At 41.5% G+C, this 19,905-nt stretch carries 18 protein-coding genes; 1 reads left to right on the forward strand and 17 read right to left on the reverse strand.

The window, feature by feature from the left end; genetic code table 11:
• Positions 1-18 precede the first annotated feature (18 nt).
• A complete protein-coding gene (gene yqiS, locus IEE86_RS03530; protein ID WP_191095965.1) occupies positions 19-912 on the reverse strand; it encodes a phosphate butyryltransferase in 894 nt (297 codons plus the stop codon).
• Positions 913-1,038: 126 nt separating this feature from the next.
• Complete coding sequence (locus IEE86_RS03535) at positions 1,039-3,108, reverse strand: sigma-54 interaction domain-containing protein (protein WP_191095966.1); 2,070 nt, start codon at positions 3,106-3,108, stop codon at positions 1,039-1,041.
• Positions 3,109-3,257: 149 nt separating this feature from the next.
• Here IEE86_RS03535 and IEE86_RS03540 point away from each other — a divergent pair, with 149 nt between their 5' ends.
• Positions 3,258-3,494 carry a DUF2627 domain-containing protein gene (locus IEE86_RS03540; protein ID WP_191095967.1) on the forward strand — a complete coding sequence of 79 codons (237 nt, stop codon included), beginning with the start codon at positions 3,258-3,260 and terminating at the stop codon, positions 3,492-3,494.
• 35 nt (positions 3,495-3,529) lie between these two features.
• Here the strand turns inward: IEE86_RS03540 and IEE86_RS03545 are convergent, their stop codons facing one another.
• The 15 genes from IEE86_RS03545 to accC form a co-directional block, all read right to left on the reverse strand.
• On the reverse strand, positions 3,530-4,267 hold the full coding sequence (locus IEE86_RS03545) for a glycerophosphodiester phosphodiesterase (RefSeq protein ID WP_191095968.1): 738 nt from the start codon (positions 4,265-4,267) through the stop codon (positions 3,530-3,532).
• Between the two features lie 226 nt (positions 4,268-4,493).
• Entirely contained in the window at positions 4,494-5,594 is a 1,101-nt protein-coding gene (locus IEE86_RS03550; protein WP_191095969.1) for a Rap family tetratricopeptide repeat protein, read from the reverse strand.
• 446 nt (positions 5,595-6,040) lie between these two features.
• Complete coding sequence (gene spo0A / locus IEE86_RS03555; RefSeq protein ID WP_191095970.1) at positions 6,041-6,844, reverse strand: sporulation transcription factor Spo0A; 804 nt, start codon at positions 6,842-6,844, stop codon at positions 6,041-6,043.
• Positions 6,845-7,128: 284 nt separating this feature from the next.
• Complete coding sequence (gene spoIVB, locus IEE86_RS03560; protein WP_191095971.1) at positions 7,129-8,406, reverse strand: SpoIVB peptidase; 1,278 nt, start codon at positions 8,404-8,406, stop codon at positions 7,129-7,131.
• Between the two features lie 198 nt (positions 8,407-8,604).
• On the reverse strand, positions 8,605-10,338 hold the full coding sequence (gene recN, locus IEE86_RS03565) for a DNA repair protein RecN (RefSeq protein ID WP_191095972.1): 1,734 nt from the start codon (positions 10,336-10,338) through the stop codon (positions 8,605-8,607).
• Positions 10,339-10,372: 34 nt separating this feature from the next.
• Entirely contained in the window at positions 10,373-10,822 is a 450-nt protein-coding gene (ahrC, locus tag IEE86_RS03570) for a transcriptional regulator AhrC/ArgR (protein WP_191095973.1), read from the reverse strand.
• A gap of 367 nt (positions 10,823-11,189) precedes the next feature.
• Positions 11,190-12,044, reverse strand: coding sequence for a TlyA family RNA methyltransferase (locus IEE86_RS03575; RefSeq protein ID WP_191095974.1), 855 nt, complete (start codon positions 12,042-12,044; stop codon positions 11,190-11,192).
• Positions 12,041-13,942: a 1-deoxy-D-xylulose-5-phosphate synthase gene (dxs, locus tag IEE86_RS03580; protein WP_191095975.1), complete on the reverse strand. Its 1,902-nt coding sequence runs from the start codon at positions 13,940-13,942 to the stop codon at positions 12,041-12,043. The genes IEE86_RS03575 and dxs overlap by 4 nt, the downstream gene beginning before the upstream one ends.
• Positions 13,943-14,093: 151 nt before the next feature.
• Entirely contained in the window at positions 14,094-14,993 is a 900-nt protein-coding gene (locus IEE86_RS03585; RefSeq protein WP_191095976.1) for a polyprenyl synthetase family protein, read from the reverse strand.
• Positions 14,977-15,237: an exodeoxyribonuclease VII small subunit gene (locus IEE86_RS03590; RefSeq protein WP_191095977.1), complete on the reverse strand. Its 261-nt coding sequence runs from the start codon at positions 15,235-15,237 to the stop codon at positions 14,977-14,979. The genes IEE86_RS03585 and IEE86_RS03590 overlap by 17 nt, the downstream gene beginning before the upstream one ends.
• Entirely contained in the window at positions 15,234-16,580 is a 1,347-nt protein-coding gene (gene xseA / locus IEE86_RS03595; protein WP_191095978.1) for an exodeoxyribonuclease VII large subunit, read from the reverse strand. Before xseA ends, IEE86_RS03590 begins: the two co-directional genes overlap by 4 nt.
• A 70-nt stretch (positions 16,581-16,650) precedes the next feature.
• Positions 16,651-17,502 (reverse strand): bifunctional methylenetetrahydrofolate dehydrogenase/methenyltetrahydrofolate cyclohydrolase FolD, encoded by an 852-nt coding sequence (folD, locus tag IEE86_RS03600; RefSeq protein WP_012010529.1) that lies wholly within the window; start codon positions 17,500-17,502, stop codon positions 16,651-16,653.
• A gap of 11 nt (positions 17,503-17,513) precedes the next feature.
• Positions 17,514-17,909, reverse strand: a complete 396-nt coding sequence (gene nusB, locus IEE86_RS03605) for a transcription antitermination factor NusB (RefSeq protein ID WP_191095979.1) — start codon at positions 17,907-17,909, stop codon at positions 17,514-17,516.
• Between the two features lie 210 nt (positions 17,910-18,119).
• The gene (locus tag IEE86_RS03610) at positions 18,120-18,527 is read right to left on the reverse strand and encodes an Asp23/Gls24 family envelope stress response protein (RefSeq protein WP_191095980.1); all 408 of its coding nucleotides are present in this window, start codon (positions 18,525-18,527) and stop codon (positions 18,120-18,122) included.
• A 25-nt stretch (positions 18,528-18,552) separates the two neighbouring features.
• Entirely contained in the window at positions 18,553-19,902 is a 1,350-nt protein-coding gene (accC, locus tag IEE86_RS03615) for an acetyl-CoA carboxylase biotin carboxylase subunit (RefSeq protein ID WP_191095981.1), read from the reverse strand.
• Positions 19,903-19,905 lie beyond the last annotated feature (3 nt).

The raw sequence follows: 19,905 nt of genomic DNA on the forward strand, positions 1-19,905 counted from the left end.
TCCTCCTAATACTTCCGCTTAATTTGATGTACAAATGGCAAGTGCAATTGAATAAAGCTTGCTTTCGGCTGAATCAGACCGGCTTGTTAAAGCGATCGGCGCCTTCGCTCCTGCCACCACAGCTCCCACCTTTGCATGTGCAAAGTAGATGAGAGATTTATAAAGAATGTTGCCTGCTTCAATTGTTGGCACAAGCAAAATATCTGCATGACCAGCTACATCACTCGTAATATTTTTATGAGAAGCTGCCGTTTGAGAAATGGCATTATCTAAAGCAAGCGGCCCATCAATGAGGCAACCAGAAATTTGACCTCTTCGATTCATTTGGGCAAGGCTTGCAGCATTCAGCGTCGAATCCATTGCTGGGTTCACTACCTCTACCGCAGATAACACTGCAACCTTTGGCACATCGTTTCCGACAGCTTGTGCGACTTGAACAGAATTGATCGTTATTTCTTTTAGCATGTTTAAATCGGGCGCGATGTTCATCGCAGAATCTGTGACATAGATAAAACGGTCGAAGCCTGGCACTTCGAATGCCGCGACATGTGATAGGACACTTGCTGTCCGAAGTCCGTACTCTTTATTCAGTACCGCTTTTAAAAGGACGGCAGTCGGGACATTCCCCTTCATCAAAATATCCGCATGCTTCTCGCTCACTGCCTGCACGGCAATTTTGGCAGATTCCTCGGGAGAATCTGAATGAATAATATCTATCCAGTCTTCATTGATCTCATACTGTTTGACCAGCTGCTTCAGGTTGCGTTTGTTCCCAACTAGCAGGAAGCGAGCGACCTTTCGTTCAATTGCCATCTTGATGGCATGAAGCACTTCTTCGTCTTCTGCATGAGCCACAGCCGCTGTTTTATTTTGCAGCTGGGCGGCTTTCATAATCAGATCGTCAAGCTTCATATATGCCCACCTTTCTTTGTGCTCGGTTCATCTTTACTATATGCAAGTTCCGTGCCAGCTTGAAACACGCTTGAAAATGAACCATTCGTGATCAATTCGTGCAATCTTCTGCAAGTAACATGCATGTTATTGCATGCTATCTTTTGCAAGCTGATATTTATCCATTTTATAGTACAGATTTCGAATACTGATTCCTAACGTTTTCGCTGTTTTCGTACGGTTGAATTGATGCTTTTCAAGGGTTTGTTTAATGAGCTGTGCTTCAAATGCTTCAACAGCATCCGAAAGCTTTTCACCCTCAAATTGGCTGACAGCAAGTTCCTGCTCTTTTTCTTCATGCTTTTCCGATTCCATGAATGCAATATGCCCTTCATCAATCCATTCTTCTTGCGGGTTTAAAAAGATCATGGCTCGTCCAAGCACATTTTCAAGCTCTCTCACATTGCCAGGCCAGCTGTATGACCGAAGCCTACCTAGTGCCTGTTCCGTTAAGCCGCTGACATTTCGTCCATAATCTAAATTGATCTTCTGGATGAGACGTTTGCTTAATGAGTCAATATCTTCAAGACGCTGCCTAAGCGGCGGGATAGATATCGGGTATCTGTTCATTCGATAATATAAATCCTCTCTGAACTTACCTTCTGCCATCGCTTTTTCAATATTGACATTTGTTGCGGTAATCACACGGACATCCACTGGTATGGCTTTTGTTCCACCTACTCTTACAATTTCTTTCTCCTGCATAACGCGTAATAATTTCGCTTGTGTACTTGGCGTCATTTCACCAATTTCATCTAAAAAGATGCTGCCGTGATTCGCTTCTTCAAACAGCCCTTTTTTCCCGCCGCGCCTTGCACCAGAAAACGCTCCTTCCTCGTAGCCAAAAAGCTCTGACTCTAAAAGGGTCTCCGATAAGGCCGCACAGTTGACCCGTACAAAGCGGTTATATTTCCGGTCACTTTCATTGTGGATAGCATGCGCAAATAGTTCTTTCCCAGTACCTGATTCTCCGCGAAGTAAAATGGTGGCTGGTGTTTTTGCACCTAGCTTTGCCTGTTCAAGTGCGACCAGCATCTGTTCACTTTCACCAATAATGTCTTCAAATGTGTACTTTGCCTCAAGTGTCCGAATGAGCTGTCTTGCTTTATTTAATTCATTTGTAAGTGATTGGATTTCTGATACGTCGTGAATGACCCCAACACTGCCCTTTAGGATGCCATCAACGATGACTGGTGCTACGTTGACAATCACATCCTTCTTGTTTGGTCCGACTTTCATTCTCACGCCTCGGACCGGCCTTCTTGTTTCAAGCACCTTCAAGTGCATGCTTTCTCCTTCAGAAATATCTGCACCTGCCGGCTTACCCACAACCTCTTTGTCCGTTAAACCAGTCATTTTCGTATAAGCACGGTTAATTAAGATTCCTTTTCCTTGCTCATCTACAACCGATATGGCTTCATCTGATGATTGAATGATGGCCTCAAGCATCGTTCGCACTTCTTTGAGATTGGTTACTTCCTCTGCAAGCTCAACCGCATCTGTAATATCTTTAAAAATAGATAAAGCGCCGAGCATTCTCCCTGCGTCATCAATAATCGGCAGACGCGTTGTGACAATTTGTATTTGCTGATTCAAAAATTGTTTTTGGTTAAATTCTGGCTCTCTTGATCTTAAAATGCCCGGAAGCTTTGTGTTCGGAATCACTTCTCGTATGTGACGGCCAATCGCATCTTTTTGCGAACACCCCACCATTTTGGCAGCCGATCGATTAAACAGGACCACTTCTTCATCCATATTAATAAAAATCATGCCGTCGTTCGTTGCATTAAAAATGCGGTCATGCTTATAGGTTTGTTCCTTTAGTATTTGAATAAGCTGTTGCTTTTCTGACATTAATTCCGATATGACATACGCCATCGAGCTTGGCACAATGACAGCATGCTCTGGTTTTTTTTCAATCAGTTCTTTAAGCACTGCAGAACGACCAGTCGTTTCAATGATGATATCAATGTCATCTTTTATGTATTCTTTCCAATCCGTTGTCGTCTCAATTCCATTCTTTTTCGCCTCTACCATCCCCGGTGCCTCAAGATCAAGGTCAGCGATCGCGATGATTTGAATCATATTTGTTTTCAGCAATGTTTCAAGTAATGCTGATCCACCTTGTCCTGCACCGACAATCAAGACTCTCTGCATCCCGTTACCCCTTTATATGAAAAAATTTGCACACCATATTTTTCCGTTGCAAAAAATTGCACAACTCTTATATTACCACGTTTTCCTTTCTTGACAAAATATTTTTTGAATTAGACAATGGAAGTAAATGACGTTTAAGGGGACATTTGATGGGGAGAATACTTGCATTAGTGATTATTTTAATACCTGGCGCCTTTGCAGCACTTGGGATTAAGCTGCTGCGTGACACTGTTTTTGGCATCATCATTGCACCATTTCCTTTTTTATGGTTGCAAGGAATTGCAGGGTTGTTATTTTTAGGGGGCGGTCTTTATGTTGTAGCTGGGTTTATTTTATACAGAGACCGCAAACGCAACAAAGTGACTACTCGCTTTAAGCAAAGATAAACACGAAAAAAAGACCCGCTGATGAGAGCAGGTCTTTATTTCATTTCTTCTCTTATTTTCACCGCTCGGTCAGGAAAGTCAGTAAAAATCCCATCGACGCCTAAGGAGAACATGTTTCGCATCTGCTTCTCACTGTTTACTGTAAACGGCCTGATCACTTGCTTAGCAGCATGGAGAACCGACACGACCTCTTTCGTTACCCCAGCACCCTTAATATTTGGATGGTATCCCCTTGCAGGTATTGTTTTCAAATACATCTCTGGCTGATGAATCACATCCATCGTAAGTACCGCAAGTTCAATTTGTGGCATCAGTTTGTGAAAAAGAGCTAAACTGCCGTGATGAAAGGATGAAACAAGTACACGATCCTCTATTTGAAAGTGTTCAATTTGCTCTTTTACTTTCTCTTCGATACCTGGATATCGATAAATGGAGTTTTTCAGCTCAATATTAATGAATAATGATGATTGCTGCGCAACTAGCTCCAATACTTCCTCTAAAAGGGGAATAGACACAGCACCTGTTTCTTCATAGAAAGAATGACTTGCATCCCCTGCTTTTAACTCTTCATATGTATGGTCCTTCACTAAACCTTTCATATTCGTCGTTCGGTTCAGCTTCTCATCGTGAATGACAGCCAGCCTGCCGTCTTTCGTGAGCTGAACATCAAGCTCAATACCGTCAGCTCCAGAATGGAGTGCATGCTCAAAGGCAATCATGGTGTTTTCAGGATAGATTCCTTTAAAGCCTCTATGTGCAAAAATTTTCGTCATATGTCACCTCTAAATATGATGCTTACTTCCATTATGACGGGTCTTTTTCAGTTTTTCCAGTTTGGGCACATAAAAAAACCCCTTCTTTTAAATGCGAAGAGGTTGAAAGATCAATTCGATCACGTAATCGCTCTGATGGCTTGCTCCGTCATCTCTGCGTCGAGAGCAAAAAGGGAAGAAAATACTGCGACTGCTGTAACGACTGTTACACCTAACAACAACTTTTTCATAAGATAACCTCCACTTTCTTTTGAAGTATTTGTGCATCGAATTTCTTTTCAAGAAAACGTATAGCATTTTGATAGTCATTTCTTTCCTTGAAGTATTTCGATATTTGTTCAGACAAATCCTCAAGCTCCACATATAATCTATTTTTTTCTATGTAGTCTAATTTTTCAGAGAATACGTCTGCTACTCCACTATTTTCGCACATCAAATCTAAAATTTCAAATTTTACTATATATTCATTATTTTGGATATCACAACTATACTGAATACCCTCTTTGATATATTCTTTCGCCTCTTGATCTCCTAGATGAACTAAAGCATTTGCCAGAACATATAAAGATTGGATGTAATAATGGCTATTGTCGCGGTGAATTTGAATGCCCATCCCTTTTTTTGCATATTGTGCGCTTTTATCATAATCAGGCTTTGCATAATAAAGGACGGCTAAATTGTGATAGCATTTCCCAATCAGCACTTCATTGTTAATGCGCTTACTTTTCTCAAGTGCCTCTTGATATTTAGCCTCTGCTTCATCGAATTGGAACAAATCAATACAATTGCTGGCATGTAAAATTAAGCTGTCAATCGCCTGCGCTGTATACTCTTCATGCGCTTTGAATGTATCGATGGCTTTTTTAATATGATTAATGGAGATGAAATTTTGTTTCAGCTCGTAATAAATCGAAGCAACCTTATGGTGAAAAGTTCCCACTTCCAGATCTTCATTCACACGTTTTAGGCGCTGTTCCGCAATTTTGTAAAAACTAATGGCCTCATCATACTTCTTTACATATGCAGCGTATTGGCCTTTGTAAAAGTAAAAATAAAAATTAATAATGTCATCTGCTTTTTCATCGAGCGTTCCGACACTTTTCATAATTTGATTGGCTTTTTCAATATTTCCAAGTAACATTTCATGTCTGCCGTCAACTAGCTGATAATAAAGGAGAACTTCGCGGTCTTCATCTGTATTTTTTAGCAAATTCTGAATTTTCTCTTTATAGATAGCAGATTTTTCTAGATCATTCTGAGAAATGACCCTCGTCCACTTGCTAATTTCGTTCGCTACTTCAGCAGAGTGGATTTTCAGCTTTCCCATAACCTCACCCTCTTCTTTTCATTATTATAGCATAGTAAAAGAATGTGAAAATTATTAAATTCGACAATGGGAATATTCAGTTCAAATGGCACAATCTCTAAGAAGCCAGTGACTTTAAAACGCCAACCAACCAGGTCGATAGAAATAGAACTTTCGATCTCATTAGCTTTAATTACCAATTACATCAGACTTTTTCCTCTCATCCTTTTACTTACGAATGAGCGTTTCCTTCTTCTACATCGGTTGATTGGCGTAGCTGATTATCACTACTTTATGTCATATCGAATTCTTTCATGCTTTATTTTTCATTTTATTCTGAAAATAAAGCAGAGCCCGTTTGTCAATTTAAACATTAAGATGATTTTATCAATATAACCATTTTTTAACAATGTTTTTCAACATAAAAAAACGCCTCTATGAAGAAACGTTTTTTCATGTCAATTGAATTAACTTGCTCTATGTTCTAAACGAAGACGATCTGCCACCATGGCAATAAATTCTGAGTTTGTCGGTTTGGCTTTTGACATGCTAACTGTGTAACCAAAAAGTGAGGAAATGGAATCGATGTTTCCTCTACTCCAGGCGACTTCAATGGCATGACGAATCGCTCGTTCCACCCTGCTGGCAGTCGTGTTAAATTTCTTCGCGATGTCTGGATACAATACTTTTGTAATGCTGCCTAGAAGCTCAATATCATTGTAGACCATAGAAATCGCTTCTCTTAAGTATAAATATCCTTTAATATGAGCTGGCACGCCAATTTCATGAATAATCGTCGTAATGCTCGCATCTAAGTTTTTACGTTTCGGTTCAGGTTTGCTGCGAAGGACACTGCTTTGGATAGATGAAGATCGATGGGTGATTTGTGTGCCGTTTCCGCTGACTTGACGAATATGACCTACTAGGTTTTCCATGTCAAATGGCTTTAAAATGAAATAGGATGCGCCTAAATCGACTGCCTTTTTCGTTACATCTTCTTGTCCGAACGCCGTTAGCATAATCACGCTTGGCTGCTTGGTCATATCAGAGTTTTCACGAAGTCGTTCCAGTACAGCAAGACCGTCTAAATGAGGCATGATAATATCTAAGAGAAGAACATCGGGCTCTTTATCTTTAAATAACGTCAGACATTCCTGACCATTATACGCCACGCCAAGTACTTCCATATCTTCCTGTCCCTCAATATACTCTGTCAAAAGACCAACAAGTTCTCGATTGTCATCAGCTACACACACTTTAATTTTCTCCACGTTCTTTCCTCCCCAATGTCGATTCCTTTATTCTTTGGCAATTCTCTTCTGAGTGTTCAATTCGACAAAACCATGCTATCCCCTTTAAAAAACTTTAATTTTCCGAATAATAGAGCATTATCTAGCTTTTTCTACGTTTTTCTTAATGAATCGACGATTATTGCAATTTGACAACAACCTATTTTCCATTTTGTCGAAAAATCTCTTTTTCCTTATTTTATAACATGATGACAGAGAAAGAAAGGGTAGAAAAAAACTGCCGGAAGATTCGCGGCAGTTTGAGATCAGCTTGCTTTTTTGTTTTTCTGATAAAGATCGATTCCTGCTTCTGACAGCATCCATTCAATGTGTACGCCGTATCCACTTGTCGGGTCATTGACGAATACGTGTGTGACTGCTCCAATCACTTTGCCATTTTGGATGATGGGGCTTCCGCTCATTCCTTGAACAATTCCGCCCGTTTTGCTTAATAACCGTTCATCTGTTACCTTTAGCACCATCCCTTTTGTAGCCGGGAACTTCTGCGGTGTTGTGCTGACGATTTTAATATCAAACTTCTCCACTTTATCATGATCCACAACGGTTAAGATCTCTGCTGGGCCTTCTTTTACTTCATTTGATAAAGCGACTGGAAGTGGTTTGTCTGCTACATGATTTTCAAGCTTTTCGGTTAATGTCCCAAAGATACCGAATGGACTGTTGCGCGAGATATCACCTATCGTTTTTCGCTCGGATGAAAACCTCGCCAGTTTTTCTCCAGGGTTGCCTCCTGTACCTTTTTCAATCGATGTGACGGTTGATCTGACAATTTCACCGTTGTCGACAACAATTGGTTTTTTTGTATCCATGTCAGAAATCACATGCCCAAGGGCACCATATTTTTTAGAAGATGGTTCAAAGAAGGTCATCGTGCCGATTCCTGCTGCGGAATCTCGAATGTAAAGACCAATTCGATAGGTGTTTTCACTTGCATCTTTTGCGGGTGTTAATGTGGTTTGAAAGGTTTTATGATCTCTTTTTATGAGTAAATGAAGGGTTTCACCCGTTTTCCCTGCTTTCTGGATAAATGGGGTGAGATCATTCATTTTTTCCATTTTTTGACCATTGATTTCGATGATCATATCCCCTGATTGAATGCCTGCGGCTTCACCTGGTGATTTTTTGCCGTCTGCTGTTGTGATTTGATGAAAACCTACAACAAGCACTCCGACTGAGTGGAGCTTGACGCCAATGGATTGTCCTCCAGGAATGACTTTTAATTCAGGAAGAACATCGACTTTTGTTTTCTTAATAGGGAATCCTTTAAAATCATAAACAATTTCGGCTTTTCCCGCCTTTTGTCCGGTTACCTCAAGCTGGTTCTTTTTCTCTGAAAGACTAAAGGCTGGTGAAGAAGTATTGGCTGAGGCTTCAATCGATGTCTCAATTGAGTGCTTCTCTTTTTCAAATACAGCAACATTTGTTGGAATGCTGATATATTCCTTCACTATGCTCATAAACCCTGTACTTATTAAAGAAACAAGGAGAATCACACCAATGGCTTTTCTCATCTTTTCGGGCATTCATTTTTCACTCTCCTCGCTCCTTACCCACACCAGAACACTAATGTTTTGGCTACATCTATACTTTTGCCTTCTTCGCATGGATTTATAACTGGCACATGTAGAAAATGATTGGATAAATTGATAAAAGAAAAAGAAGATTTCATGCGTATATACAGCGAATGTTAGACAATATAAAAAAGGCAGCTGGTTATTCAGCTACCCTGTCGTTTTGACATCATTTGCTTGGCGCAATAATTCTTTAGCGTGCTGTTTTGTCAGCTCAGTGACTTCCACACCCGCAATCATTCGGCCAATTTCACTTACTTTTTCTTCATGACTTAATGGTTTGACACTCGTTAGTGTTCTGCCGGCTTTAGATCGTTTAGAAATGAAGAGATGTGTGTCAGCCATTGCCGCTACTTGAGGCAGATGTGTGATGCATAGCACTTGTGATCCTGCCGCTACTTTATAAATTTTTTCGGCAATGGCTTGTGCGACCCTGCCGCTGACACCTGTATCAACTTCATCAAAAATAATGGATGTGACTTCTTGTTTGGCTGAGAAAATACTTTTCACTGCCAGCATAACACGTGAAATCTCTCCACCTGAGGCTACTTTTGACAAGGATTTCATCGGTTCGCCTGTATTTGTAGAAATGACAAATTGCGCTTGGTCGATACCATTTTTCCCAAGCTGGACGGGCTTTCCGTCTAATAGAGGATAGTCCGTGCTGCCAAAGGGTGCATACCGAATGGCAAAAGCTGTGTCAAATGAAGACTTCTCCATATACAAATCCTTTAACTCCGCTTGAATTTGTTTTGCTAGCTTTTTGGCCCATTTTTTGCGGAGCTCTGAAACGTTAAGTGCTTCCAGCAAAGCATCACGGCTCATCGCATCCAGTTTGTTTTTGAGCGTTTGCAGGTGGCTGTCTCGATTTTGGATTTGATCTATTTCTTCTTCAATCTTCGCCGCATATTCCAAAATTTCCTCAACCGTTGTACCATACTTTCGCTTTAGCTGCTTCATTTCATTCAATCTAGACTCAATAAAATCAAGACGCGCCGGGTCGAATTCTAACTGATCCAGCATGCTGCGCATTTGGAAAGTAGAATCCTCCAATAAGTAATAAGAGTTCGACACTTGCTCAGAGAGTTTGTTCAGATCATCATTGATCTCAGACACCTGCTCTAGCTCGCTTGAAGCCATCCCAACCCAATCAAGCCCTCCTTGCTCATTGCGCAGGGCGTTATACGCGTTTTGAAGTGATGAATAGATTTTTTCGTAGTTGCTGATTTGATGACGTTCTTCCTGAAGCTTTTCATCTTCTCCTGGTTCTAATTGAGCCGCTTCAATCTCTTCCAATTGAAATTGTAGCAAGTCTAAACGGTGCACCATTTCCTGCTCATTTTCCGAGAGCTGTTTTAGCTTTTGAGCGGTCTTGATATATTGATCATACGCTTCATGGTATTGTGATAAAGCAGGTGCAATTTCTTCTGCCCCAAATTGATCAAGCAAATGCAGATGGTTTTCATCCTCCATCAATAGCTGATTATCGTGCTGCCCATGTATATCGAGCAAAAGCCGCCCTACTTCTCGTAGGAGAGAAATCGTGACAAGCTTCCCATTAATGCGGCAGATGCTTTTTCCGCTATTGTTAATATCACGGCGGAGAATCATCATTTCATCCGATGCATCTATTCCTTGCTCTTCGCATAAGGCGAATACAGGATGATGTGCCGGCACAAGAAAAAGCCCTTCCAGCTCTGCTTTTTTTTCACCGTAACGAACAAATTCAGATGATCCTCTTCCTCCTACAAGAAGTGAGACAGCGTCAATCATGATTGATTTTCCGGCGCCTGTTTCCCCTGTTAAAACCGTGAGTCCTTTTTCAAATGAAACCGTTAACTCTTCAATGATTGCAAAGTTTTTAATGGTTAGTTCTGCTAACACTCATTTGACACCTCTTTTTGTAAACCTGATCTCTTTATAGAAGCTCTAAAATTTTGGCCGATACTGTATCCGTATCATCTGGTGTGCGGCAAATAATCAAAATGGTATCATCTCCGCAAATGGTTCCCATAATTTCTTCCCAATCTAAATTATCCATTAAAGCCCCGATGGCCTGAGCATTACCTGGCATTGTTTTCAGAACGATTAAATGGCTGGCAGCATCAAGCTTAATAAATGCATCCATGAGGGATCGCTTCAGTTTTGACAGCGGGTTAAACCGCTGATCAGCAGGAAGGCTGTATTTATACGTTCCATTGTTCGTCGGTACTTTCACTAAATGTAATTCTTTAATATCTCGTGATACAGTCGCCTGTGTGATGTTATATCCATCAGCTTTCAAAATATCGACTAATTCATCTTGTGTTTCGATCTCTTGGCTTGCAATGATTTCTCTAATCTTAATATGTCTTTGACCTTTATTCATTTTGACCCCCCTAGGCGTTTGTTTCTCAGTTTGTCTTTACGTTCTATGTTATATGATGCACACTTCAAAAAACAAGCATTACGTGAGAAACTGCCAATTCTCGTCTTTTGACCATGTAAAAAGGAATAATAGCGAGCTATTATTCCTTTCAGCGTGTAGACAAACCCTCGCATTCGGTGTCAGTCCTGCGCGCTGGTGCTCACGAATATCAAATTCACTCCGCGCCAGTGCTCGTCCTTCCTAGACTTCAAAGGTTTTCAATCACGCTGAAAAGAAGACAAAGGGCTAAAATAAAGTTCATTTTAGCCCTTTGTCAACAATCTAAAAGGAATAATAGCGAGCTATTATTCCTTTTGTTTGAATGATCTCATGTGTCAGCCGGCTCAGGACTGTTTTTCTTTTGTTTCAATACGGAATGGGCTTCCTTGACCACTTTCTCAAGTTCAGAAGCTGGAAGTGCCGCATTCTTCTCTTGATCAGGATGGAGGACCAAATGAAGCAGGAATTCAATATTTCCGTCGCCACCAGTGATTGGTGAAAAAGCAACATCCTTTACATCATAGCCTTCTTTTGCAGCAAATTGATTCATTTCTTCTAGCACACCAAGGTGGACAGATGGATCACGCACGATGCCTTTTTTTCCGACAAGCTCTCTGCCTGCTTCAAATTGCGGCTTGACGAGCGCAATACAGTCACCGCCTGGGACAAGAATATGCTTTAAAGCCGGAAGAATGAGTTTAAGTGAAATAAAAGACACATCAATCGACGCCACTTCTGGCAATCCTTCAGTAAAATCAGCTGGGACGGAATGGCGGAAATTGGTGCGTTCCATCACGATCACTCGGTCATCCTGTCTTAATTTCCACGCAAGCTGATTGTAGCCAACATCAACTGCGTATGATTTGACCGCTCCATTTTGGAGGGCACAATCTGTGAATCCGCCTGTTGATGAGCCGATATCGATCAGCATTTTTCCTTCAACAGTTAAGTCAAATTCTTTTAGCGCTTTTTCAAGCTTTAACCCGCCGCGGCTCACATATTTTAAAGGGTTGCCTTTCACTGTGAGCGGTGTATCACGGGCGATTTTTTCTCCTGGTTTATCCAAACGGGTTTCATTTGAGTAAACGATCCCTGCCATAATGGCACGCTTTGCTTTCTCTCTCGTTTCCATTAGTCCTTGTTCAACTAATAAAACGTCAAGTCGTTCCTTCTTTGATGTCATGATCCAATTCCTTTTCTTGGTGCTGCTGGAAGCAGGTTTCGTAAAGCCTCAGCAACCTGCGCTTTCGTCAGACCAATTTCTTCTAGCAAGGCATCAACACTTCCATGCTCAATAAATTCATCTGGAATGCCCATACGGTCTACCTTTATATGTGACGCCTTCTTGTCGTGTATATATTCTAATACGCTGCTTCCAAATCCACCTTGGAGCACAGCTTCTTCAATCGTTAAAATCGGAATGTCCTCAGACAGTATATCATTTAGCATTTCTTCATCAAGGGGTTTAATGAAACGAGCATTGACGACACGAATCGATTTCCCTTCTTTTTGCAGTTCCTCTGCTGCCTGTAGCGCCATTTTAATGGTCGTACCAAATGTTAAAATCACGGCATCCTTCCCTGGACGAAGGACTTCCCACGAGCCAATCGGAATGGTTTTCAGTTGTTCATCCATTTTAACGCCGAGGCCATTTCCGCGCGGGAAGCGCATCGCAATAGGACCGTCATCATATTGAATGGCTGTATTAACCATGTGCTGTCCTTCATTTTCATCTTTTGGCATCATCAGGACCATATTCGGCATATGACGCATGAAAGCAATATCAAACACACCTTGATGCGTTTCTCCATCTGCACCGACAAGACCCGCACGATCAATTCCGATAAACACATTGAGGTTCTGACGGCAAATGTCATGCAGCACTTGATCATAGGCTCTTTGAAGGAACGTTGAGTAGATCGCTAGAAACGGCTTCATGTTCTGCGTTGCAAGCCCAGCCGCCATTGTGGCTGCGTGCTGCTCTGCAATCCCTACATCAAACATTCGCTCTGGAAATTCCTTTGCAAACCCTTCAAGCTTTGAGCCTACAGGCATCGCAGGCGTGATCGCGACAATTCGCTCATCTTCCCGCGCCAGCTTTCTGACAGTTTCACTGACAAGACCGCTCCATGACGGGGCAGCTACTGTCGGTTTCACAAAATCACCTGTATCAATTTTGTACGGGCCTGTGCCGTGCCACGTCCCGATTTTATCAGATTCTGCTGGCTGATAGCCCTTTCCTTTTTTCGTGATGACATGCAGGAGAACAGGACCTTTTGTTTTCTTTGCATATTCAAGATTTTCAAAAAGGTCTTCATAGGAATGTCCATCTACAGGACCTAAGTAGGTGAAGCCCATTTCCTCAAAGAACATGCCAGACACAAGTAAATATTTTAAGCTGTCTTTAATACGCTCTGCTGTTGCAGCAAGCTTTCCGCCTACGGCTGGAATGCGCTTGAATAAGTATTCGAGTTCGTCCTTCACCCATTGGTATTTACCAGCTGTGCGCAGTCTGCCAAGCATTGTGTGAATGGCACCGACGTTTGGTGCAATACTCATTTCATTGTCATTCAAGATCACAATCATGTCTTTTTTTTCATCACCAATGTGATTGAGCGCTTCTAATGCCATACCGCCGGTTAACGCACCATCTCCGATAATCGGAAGAATATATTCATCTGTTCCTTTGATATCTCGGGCTGCCGCCATACCCATCGCGCCAGATAATGAGGTTGAACTATGGCCTGTTTCCCATACATCATGTTCACTTTCATTCCGTTTAGGAAAACCGCAAAGTCCTTTATATTGACGAAGTGTATCAAACTCCGCACCTCTTCCAGTTAACAGCTTGTGAACGTATGACTGATGTCCAACATCCCAAAGGAATTTATCTTTCGGGCTGTCAAATACTTTATGAAGTGCAACAGTGAGTTCAACGACACCTAGGTTCGGACCGATGTGCCCGCCAGAGTTAGCTAAGGACTCAATTAAAAACAGACGAATGTCAGCACTAAGCTCCTCTAATTCTGCATTTGACATTCCTTTTAGAAACGTTGGATTTTTTATTGATAAAAGATCCAATCAGGATCAACTCGCTTTCAACAAAATTTCTACATACATATATAATGCCTTATTCCTATGAAAACCAATGCAGGAATAAGAGTTGTCTCATCATAATAAACTGTTTACAGTTTACCACAATTGCTCGAGGACCCTCAAATCTAGGCTGTTTTTAATGATCTCTTGAGGCAATCAGATCACATAAATCATGCAACAATTGCTGCTCTAACGTAAGATTTGAGACAATGTCTTTTGCATGTGTGATGTGTTCATTTAGTTTTTCTTTTGCACCTGAGAGCGTTAATAAAGAAGGATATGTCGACTTTTCATTTGCTGTATCGGAGCCGACCCGTTTTCCTATTTTTTCTTCGCTTCCTTCAAGATCTAAAATATCATCACGGATTTGAAACGCTATACCAATATGATAGCTGAATTCTCTTAGCTGTTCGATATCTTCATCAGGTGCACCTGCCAGCATCGCACCCGCTGCCACACTGAAGGTCAGAAGCTTCCCCGTTTTTCGGGCGTGAATGGATTCTAGCTCAGCAAGAGGAATTTGTTGTTTTTGCTCTGCTTCCATGTCATCAAATTGACCGCCAACCATTCCAAGCGCACCTGCTGATGTCACAAGCTCGTCGATGATTCTGAGCTTTTGATCAGCGGATACATTGTCAGATAGCTGCGATGTTATGAGGCGGAAGCTTTCGGTTAAAAGCGCATCGCCTGCAAGAACTGCTGTTGCCTCTCCATAGACTTTATGGTTGGTTGGCTTTCCTCTGCGAAGATCGTCATCATCCATGCACGGAAGGTCATCATGTATCAATGAATACGTATGAATCATTTCCACTGCACAGCCAACAGGTATGCCGTCTTTTTCATTTTTTCCATAGGCATGTAAAAGAGCAAGGACGAGAACGGGACGAAGCCTCTTTCCGCCTGCTTTTAAAGAATAAAGCATAGAGGATTTCAATTCTTCTGGAATACGCAGTTCCTGAACATATGTAAATAAATAATCTTCGATTACCTGTTTCCGTGTGGTCAAAAAATCATTTAAATTACTTGTCACCGGCATCTGCCTCCTTTACTGAAAAAGGAGCAAGCTCACCATCCTCTTTTAAAATGAAATCCATTTGCTTTTCAACATGCTGTAATTTTTCATGACAAAGCTTTGAAAGGGTCATTCCTTCTTGGAAATAATGGATGGCTTGCTCGAGTGGTACATCTCCTTCTTCGAGCTTCCCAACAATCTCTTCAAGACCTTTCATGGCCTCTTCGAATGTCATTTGTTCTTCTTTTTGTTTTTTTGATTCTGTCATGATGATTGCCCCTCCTTCTCAATAACCTCACAAATCAAACGCCCATCCTTCATTGTAATGGCTAGCTGATCCTTCGTATTTACTTGGTTCACACTTTTTATGAGTTCATCTTCTTTATAGGCTAAACTATAGCCTCTTTCCATCACTTGAAGTGGATTTAATGCATTTAGTTTACCAAGAACAGATTGGAACTGCGAATGAATTGTTTTCATTTGCACATTCATACTGCGGACGAGCTTTTCTGTTTCATTGGTGTGGCGTTTTTTTGCCTGAAGTAGCTGCTCTTTTGGATGTAGCGGCTTTAGTCTATATGTCTGCCGGTCAAGTTGACTGCGTTTTTGTTCAATTTGTCTCGTCAGCTGTTTTTGAAAACGATCAAATATCAAATCGAATTGCTGCTCTTTTTGCTCTTGTAATCGCTTTGGAAAACGGAAGGCATAAGAGGATTGCAGCGCCACAAGACGGTCCTTCGCTTGTGAAGTTCGATTTTTCACAGCTCGTGTTAACCGAATGTCGATTGATTTGATTCGTTCTATTAAATCGGCTGTGCTTGGAACAGCTAGCTCGGCTGCTCCTGTTGGTGTGGGTGCTCTCATGTCTGCAGTAAAATCACTAATGGTAAAGTCCGTTTCATGCCCTACTGCTGAAATGATGGGAATGTCTGATGCGAAGATCGCTCTTGCGACTGCTTCTTCATTAAAGGCCCAAAGTTCTTCAATTGAACCTCCTCCTCTTCCGACAATCAAGACATCACAGATCTGTTTTTCATTTGCTTCTTTGATCCGCTCAACAATTGAACGGGTGGCATTTTCACCTTGGACTAACGCCGGAAGCACGATGATTTTCGCCTGCTGATAGCGCCGATTGATCGTTGTAATGACATCTCGAACAGCCGCTCCTGTTGGGGACGTAATCACACCTACAACTTCTGGATATTCAGGAATTGGTTTTTTATAGCGCGCATCAAATAAGCCTTCACTTGCTAGCTTTTTCTTCAGCTCTTCATAAGCAAGATGAAGAGCACCAACACCATCAGGCTGCATTTCCTTTGCATATAATTGATAATTGCCACTCGGTTCATACACTTGAATCCCGCCGCGTACAAACACTTTCATTCCGCTCTTTGGTGAAAATGGCAGCTTGGATGCGGAGCGCTGGAACATGACAGCTTGCATGCGTGCGTTTTCATCTTTCAAGGTAAAGTAAACATGGCCCCTTGAATGAATTTTCACATTGGATAACTCACCTTTGATCCAAATATCTTCTAAGTGAGGGTCCACATCAAATTTTCTTTTTATGTATTTTGTAAGGGCTGTGACCGTCACAAAGGCTTTTTCACTCATGACGTATTCCTCCTCTTTGAAAACGCACATTCATCCACCAGCAGCATGCAGGTGGATGAATGGATAAAGCTTATGCTAATGTACGTTTTGCTGATTTAACCGTATTATGTGCAAGCATCGTAATCGTCATTGGACCGACTCCGCCAGGGACTGGTGTGATATAAGAAGCTTTTTCTTTTGCTTCTTCAAAATCAACATCCCCTACAAGTTTCCCAGTATCTAAACGATTGACTCCTACATCGATGACAATAGCGCCTTCTTTGATTTGGTCAGCTTTAATAAAGTTTGCTCGACCGACGGCAACAACTAAAATGTCCGCTTTTAACGTATGCTCTGAAATATTCGCCGTTCTTGAATGACAGTATGTGACGGTGGCATTTTCGTTTAACAGCAATTGTCCAACAGGTTTGCCGACAATATTGCTTCGTCCCACAACTACGACTTCTTTACCAGAGAGATTGACACCTGTTTTGTTCAGCAATTCAACAATACCTGCTGGTGTACAAGGAAGGAACGTATCTTCTCCAAGCAGCATTTTCCCGATATTTAACGGATGAAAACCATCCACATCTTTCTCTGGTGAAATACGTTCAATGACGGCTTTTTCAGAAATATGTTTTGGCAGTGGAAGCTGAACTAGAATCCCGTGGAATTGATCATTCGCATTGTACTGATCAATCAGCTGAAGCAACTCCTCTTCTGTTAAAGAAGCATCTAAATGATCAAGCTGGAAATGCATGCCCATTGCTTCTGCTGCTTTCTTCTTCCCGCGTACGTAAGAAAGTGATGCCGGATCATCACCGATTAGAATAACGGCAAGACCAGGTGTGACTCCTTTTTGTTTTAGCTCTTCTACTTCTTTTGCTAATTGTTCACGCTTTTCTTTTGCTGTTTCTTTTCCATCGATGATTGTTGCTGTCATGTCGAATCCTCCTATAGCTGCTTTAGGTCGTTTTTAATGTTTGAAAGTACACCATTTACAAATTTCGGTGCTTTATCATCACCGAATAATTTGGCCAGTTCAATGGCTTCATTCATTGAAACACTAACCGGGATGTCATCTTGATGCACCATCTCGTACACAGACAGCCTTAAAATGGCTCTGTCTACATTCGCAATACGATCGAGTTTCCAGTTCACAAGATGCTGCGAGATCATGTCATCGAGCTTGTCCTTTTGTTCAAGCACACCGAAAACCAGCTCCTCGAAAAAAGGATCTGATTCTTGTTCATCCAGCGCATGTGTAATGGCCTCTTTCGGATCAATATTGCTGACATCAATTTGAAATAATGTTTGTAGCGCCTTTTCTCTTGCAGTTCTTCTTTTCATTATTTACTCCTTTAACCACTTTATCCGCTTGTCGTTAAGCCATACAGAGATCATAACATATTTTGATCATCGTCGCACCAAGATCCATGCGGGCTGTGGCGAAAAACGAATCAATCAACACGTAACGTATTCCATATTCGGACCTCACCCAAAAAATGGGCTTTAAAAAACCAAAGAGGCGATGCCTCCTTGGTTTCACTTGAACCCTTTTTACACTTCTTGATCTACTTCAGCTTCAGGTGCTTTTGTATCAAATTGAATGCCAACGACATGAATGTTGATTTCATTAATCATTAAGGCAGTCATGTTCAAAAGGGTTTGACGAATATTTTCTTGAACAGCAGTGGATACCTTTGGAATAGATAGGCCAAATTCAACCACACAATACACATCAATTGTGATGCCTTCATCAGAGATATCTACTTTTACACCTTTACGGTGATTTTTCTTACCAAAGCGTTCTGCGACATCAGCAGCGAAATTACCACGCATTTCAGCAATTCCTTCGACTTCTGAAGCGGCGATCCCAGCAATGACTTCAATCACTTCTGGTGCAATTTGCACTTTTCCCAATTGATCTTCATCAAGGTTCATTTCAAGCAAATTGTTTTCTGACACGATCATTCACCTCCGAAAGCTGTTATTATTTCATGATTTGATATGTTTCTAAAAACTTCGTATTGAAATTACCACTCACAAAAGTTTCATGCTCAAGCAGTCTAAGGTGGAATGGAATCGTTGTGTAGACTCCTTCAATGACGAATTCTTGAAGCGAACGTTTCATTTTTGCAATCGCTTCTTCTCTCGTCTTACCATACGTGATCACTTTTGCAATCATGCTATCGTAATATGGTGGAATCACATAGCCTGGATAAGCGGCAGAATCAACACGTACACCTAGACCGCCTGGCGGAAGATACATTTTGATTTCACCAGCTGAAGGCATGAAGTTTTTCTCTGGGTTCTCTGCATTAATACGGCATTCGATCGCCCAGCCTTCATAGACGACATCCTCCTGGGTAAGTGAAAGCTTTTCACCTGATGCCACCATGATTTGTTCTTTGATTAAGTCCACACCTGTGACCATTTCCGTAACAGGATGCTCTACTTGAATGCGAGTATTCATTTCCATGAAATAGAACTTCTCTTCATTATAATCATAAATGAATTCAACTGTTCCAGCACCTGTGTATTCAACAGCTTCTGCTGCTTTTACGGCTGCTTCACCCATTTGCTCACGGATGTCTGCATTCAGTGCTGGTGATGGTGTTTCTTCAAGAAGCTTTTGCATTCTTCTTTGGATTGAGCAATCACGCTCTCCTAAATGAATCGTATTCCCATGCTGATCTGCAAGCACTTGGATTTCCACGTGTCTAAAGTCTTCGATGAACTTTTCTAAATAGACGCCAGGATTACCAAAGTTTTGTGCAGCTTCTTGCTGCGTGATTTTCACGCCGTTAATAAGCTCTTCTTCAGTACGAGCCACGCGGATCCCTTTACCGCCGCCGCCTGCAGTTGCTTTTATAATCACAGGATACCCAATACTTGCTGCTGTTGAAATGGCATCATCAAGATCTTTTACAATACCTTGAGAACCAGGGACAATCGGTACGCCTGCCTGCTTCATTGTTTCTCTTGCGACATCTTTTGTTCCCATTTTGGAAATCGCTGACGCAGTTGGTCCAACAAAGATCACATTACATTCCTCGCAAAGCTCTGCGAAGTCTGCATTTTCAGCAAGGAAGCCGTATCCCGGATGGATGGCATCTGTACCTGTTAGTTTTGCTACACTGACAATGTTTGTGACATTTAAATAACTATCTTTAGAAGCAGTCGGTCCGATGCAATATGCTTCATCAGCCATTTGAACATGCAGCGCATCGCGATCCGCTTCAGAAAATACCGCAACTGTTTCAATTCCAAGCTCTTTACAAGCACGGATGATTCTAACTGCGATTTCTCCTCTGTTTGCAATTAATAGCTTTTTAATCATGAT

The organism is Bacillus crepusculi (genome assembly GCF_014764715.1).
In the GTDB taxonomy this organism is placed as follows: domain Bacteria; phylum Bacillota; class Bacilli; order Bacillales; family Bacillaceae; genus Bacillus.

What these genes read in the sequence shown, in the direction of transcription:
- yqiS (WP_191095965.1), bottom strand. Translation starts at nt 912, where the DNA reads ATGAAGCTTGACGATCTGATTATGAAAGCCGCCCAGCTGCAAAATAAA.
- IEE86_RS03535 (WP_191095966.1), bottom strand. Translation starts at nt 3,108, where the DNA reads ATGCAGAGAGTCTTGATTGTCGGTGCAGGACAAGGTGGATCAGCATTA.
- IEE86_RS03540 (WP_191095967.1), top strand. Translation starts at nt 3,258, where the DNA reads ATGGGGAGAATACTTGCATTAGTGATTATTTTAATACCTGGCGCCTTT.
- IEE86_RS03545 (WP_191095968.1), bottom strand. Translation starts at nt 4,267, where the DNA reads ATGACGAAAATTTTTGCACATAGAGGCTTTAAAGGAATCTATCCTGAA.
- IEE86_RS03550 (WP_191095969.1), bottom strand. Translation starts at nt 5,594, where the DNA reads ATGGGAAAGCTGAAAATCCACTCTGCTGAAGTAGCGAACGAAATTAGC.
- spoIVB (WP_191095971.1), bottom strand. Translation starts at nt 8,406, where the DNA reads ATGCCCGAAAAGATGAGAAAAGCCATTGGTGTGATTCTCCTTGTTTCT.
- ahrC (WP_191095973.1), bottom strand. Translation starts at nt 10,822, where the DNA reads ATGAATAAAGGTCAAAGACATATTAAGATTAGAGAAATCATTGCAAGC.
- IEE86_RS03575 (WP_191095974.1), bottom strand. Translation starts at nt 12,044, where the DNA reads ATGACATCAAAGAAGGAACGACTTGACGTTTTATTAGTTGAACAAGGA.
- IEE86_RS03585 (WP_191095976.1), bottom strand. Translation starts at nt 14,993, where the DNA reads ATGCCGGTGACAAGTAATTTAAATGATTTTTTGACCACACGGAAACAG.
- IEE86_RS03590 (WP_191095977.1), bottom strand. Translation starts at nt 15,237, where the DNA reads ATGACAGAATCAAAAAAACAAAAAGAAGAACAAATGACATTCGAAGAG.
- xseA (WP_191095978.1), bottom strand. Translation starts at nt 16,580, where the DNA reads ATGAGTGAAAAAGCCTTTGTGACGGTCACAGCCCTTACAAAATACATA.
- folD (WP_012010529.1), bottom strand. Translation starts at nt 17,502, where the DNA reads ATGACAGCAACAATCATCGATGGAAAAGAAACAGCAAAAGAAAAGCGT.
- nusB (WP_191095979.1), bottom strand. Translation starts at nt 17,909, where the DNA reads ATGAAAAGAAGAACTGCAAGAGAAAAGGCGCTACAAACATTATTTCAA.
- accC (WP_191095981.1), bottom strand. Translation starts at nt 19,902, where the DNA reads ATGATTAAAAAGCTATTAATTGCAAACAGAGGAGAAATCGCAGTTAGA.